Here is a 3,098-nt window from a genome sequence, read left to right as displayed (position 1 = left end):
AGGAGGTTGTCGTTGTTCACGAAACCGCCGCTGTTGGTGAAGTACGGCACGAGGAGAACGGCAGCCCCACCGACGAGGCCCGCGACTCGGGAGGAAGTGACCCGACGGGCTATACCCACGACAAAAGGAATTGAACACGCGAGCATGAGTGCGGACATCGACCGCATGATCATCTGCGCCTGGTCCCAGCGAAGCTCTTCGCCACCGGCTGCCCACACAACGGCCGCAACAGCTCCGTAGTACAGCGGCGGGTGCTGAACCATCTGGTCGCGGGCCTGCCGTTCCCAGTCATCCCCCTGCAGCAGCAGTGCGCGATCCGCTGGATCCGGCAGCACCTCAAGGCGCTGGTCGAGGTAGGAGCCGCCCGACTCGGCGACCGCTTGAATGGTCGACTTCTCGATGCGTGCGTCATAGGGGCGAGGCCAACCGTCGCCGGCGACGAGACGGGTTACCGAGTTGTAGTGCGCGTACTCATCGGGCCCCGTGAACGGGGGCATCACCACAGCCCACAGGAGCGAGAAGGCGAGAGTGAGAAGAGAGAGCGCAGCGATGGCCACGTGGTACGCGCTCGATCGGGTCTCTGCACCACCGCGGTGCGGCTTGATCGACATGATCAGTCCTCGCTCGCCCATTCGGGCGTGTGTGTCTCGTGGGGCGTTCGAGGTGCCGTCTCCGGGTGTCTTCGCGATGGCGTATTCCTCTCGACCTGCGAATGCACTCGGACGCGCACCAGGGCGCCGGCCGTCGGTCGGGAGTCTATCCCAGGGGGCATCGACCGCCTCTGGTACGCCACCGCGGAGCCGTCGACAGATGCAGTCAACGATAGGATCGGAGAGCTCGATTTCCGTCGGCCCAGCGCTCCGATCGTGCGCGACGCGAAGACGCTTCCGCTCGAGGTCGACCGATCAGAAGGGTGCATTTGCGTGAGCATCGCCGACGTCGCCGTCATCATCAGAACCAAGGACAGGCCGGACTTCCTCGCGCGCGCTCTCCAGAGTGTGACCTCGCAGTCACACACAGGGTGGGAGTGCGTCGTTGTCAATGATGGAGGAGACCCGACGCCCGTCAATGAGCTGATCGACGCGCTCGATTCGGCGTCCCGCGGACGGATCCGCGCTGTACACTCGCCCGAGACGCGCGGTCGGTGGAAGAGCGCGAACACGGGTGTCCTGCAGACGTCCGCGCCGCTCATCGTGCTCCATGATGACGATGACTCGTGGCATCCGGATTTTCTGCGGCGCAGCGTTGACTACCTGACGGAACACCGAGAGCGCGCCGGGGTCGTCTCGCGAATCGAGATCGTGTGGGAGCGCCGAGCAGGAGAGTCGTTCGAGGAGATCGGTCGCGAGCTGTTCCAGCCCCAGCTGCACGATCTGCTGCTCAGCGATGCTCTGCTCTTCAATCGGTATGTGCCGATCGCCTACGTCTATCGACGCAGTCTGCATGAGGAACTCGGTCTCTACGACGAGAGCCTTCCGGTGGTCGGGGACTGGGCATTCAACCTGAAGGTGCTTTCGCGCCAGCCGTTGCCCTTCCTCCCCGGCGAGCCGATGGCCTACTGGCACCAGCGCGTCGAAAGCGCCGGCGCGGACGGAAACAGCGTGATCTCCTCCCGCGGGGATCACGACCGCTTCGATGCCCTCATCCGAGATGAGGCGCTTCGCGCCCATGTCTCTCAACAGGGTCTGGGCCTCGCGCTCTACCTCACGAAGTTCATCGACCAGCGTTTCATCGACGTCGAGAACGGCATCAGACGCGAGGTGGGGGAGGCGTCACTTCTTCGACGCCTCGAGCGGCGGTTCAGACGACCGCGCGATCGTCGAGGCCGGGCATGACGGAACGCTTCCCGGGTGGGGCGCGATGAGCACGGGCCGCACCGTCCTCGTCTTCCCCTTCTACGACGACAACCCGTTCCTCAACGTCCTCTCTCTCGCGCCGATGGCGGAAGGCTGGGAATTCCTCTCCGCCGGCGACTTCGACGATTGGGAGACTCGAAGTGACCGGCTCTCCCCCGGCGATGTGATGCATCTGCACTGGACTGCGCCGATCCTGCAGACCGCGGAGACGCCGGCGGATGCGGAGCGCCGTCTCGTCCGGTGCGGAGCCATGCTCTCCCGCGCGCACCGCCGAGGCATCGGCATCATCTGGACCGTTCACAACCGCGTACCGCATGAAGTTTTCTACGCCGATCAGGAACGACGTCTCATTCGTCTCATCTCCGAGCGAGCGGACCTCATCCACGTCATGTCTCCCTCGACCGTGGAGGTCCTCGCCGACATCTGTCGCCTTCCACCCGAGAAGGTGCGGCCGATACCCCACCCTTCCTACGAGGCCGTCTACGGCGATGGTCCCGCACGACGCGACGCCAGAGCCTCGTTCGGACTTGCAGACAGTGATCGCGCCGTACTGTTCTTCGGAAACGTCCGCGCGTACAAGGGCGTCCAGAGCCTGATCGACGCCGCCCGTCTCGTACAGGATGCGGACCGATCCGGCGTACACCTCGCACTTCTGCTCGCCGGCCGCACCCCCCCGTCCGACCGTGAGCTCATCGAGAGCGCACTCGCACCGCTGAAATCGGTCGGGCACTTCGACTTCGTTCCCGAGCATGAAGTCGGGAGATGGTTTCGCGCGGCAGACGTCGCGGTGTTCCCCTTCGAGAAGGTGCTCAACTCCGGCAGCGTGCACCTCGCAGCAACCTTCCGCGTGCCGGTCATCCTTCCCGACGTCCACCATCTCCGGCGGGACTTCGGCGAATATCCCTGGGTGCGCACCTTCGACGCCAACGATCCGGTGGAGTCGCTCGCATCGTCCCTCCGCGATGGCTCGCTCTTCTCCTCGCTGAAGGTCACCGACTTCGACCCGTTCCTCCGATCGCGTGCGCCGTGGGCGACGTCGCTGCGTTATCGGTGGCTCCTACAGGAGGCGCATAGCATCGGCGCATCGCGTCGTGTAGCGTCTACCGGCTGAATCCCGAACGCAGACGCCTGACAATCCGGCCGAGTACGCGCATCGCCGGGCTTCTGCGTCGCCGCACCGTCACGGTCGCACCGACCCGCTCAAGCAGAAGCGTGTCTCGCCGCCGCGGCGCGAGCTCGTGC

The 3,098-nt window shown here is 65.1% G+C and carries 2 protein-coding genes and 1 pseudogene; 2 read left to right on the top strand and 1 reads right to left on the bottom strand.

Translation table 11 applies throughout. The features are described 5' to 3' along the window. Positions 1 to 611 (bottom strand): annotated as a pseudogene (locus tag B4E30_RS16325) (hypothetical protein); the annotation flags it as partial. 312 nt (positions 612 to 923) lie between these two features. On the opposite strand from B4E30_RS16325, the gene B4E30_RS16320 reads away from it, so the two are divergent. Both B4E30_RS16320 and B4E30_RS16315 read left to right on the top strand, forming a co-directional pair. Beyond that, on the top strand, positions 924 to 1,835 hold the full coding sequence (locus tag B4E30_RS16320; RefSeq protein ID WP_286796303.1) for a glycosyltransferase family 2 protein: 912 nt from the start codon (positions 924 to 926) through the stop codon (positions 1,833 to 1,835). A 25-nt stretch (positions 1,836 to 1,860) separates the two neighbouring features. Next, positions 1,861 to 2,967 (top strand): glycosyltransferase family 4 protein, encoded by a 1,107-nt coding sequence (locus tag B4E30_RS16315; RefSeq protein ID WP_286796302.1) that lies wholly within the window; start codon positions 1,861 to 1,863, stop codon positions 2,965 to 2,967. The last annotated feature ends 131 nt before the right edge of the window (positions 2,968 to 3,098 follow it).

The organism is Microbacterium sp. UBA3394, assembly GCF_002358725.1.
Lineage (GTDB): Bacteria > Actinomycetota > Actinomycetes > Actinomycetales > Microbacteriaceae > Microbacterium > Microbacterium luteum.
Note: the sequence above shows the minus strand (reverse complement) of the source record. Positions and strands in the feature narration are given on the sequence as shown.

What these genes read in the sequence shown, in the direction of transcription:
- B4E30_RS16315 (WP_286796302.1), top strand. Translation starts at nt 1,861, where the DNA reads ATGAGCACGGGCCGCACCGTCCTCGTCTTCCCCTTCTACGACGACAAC.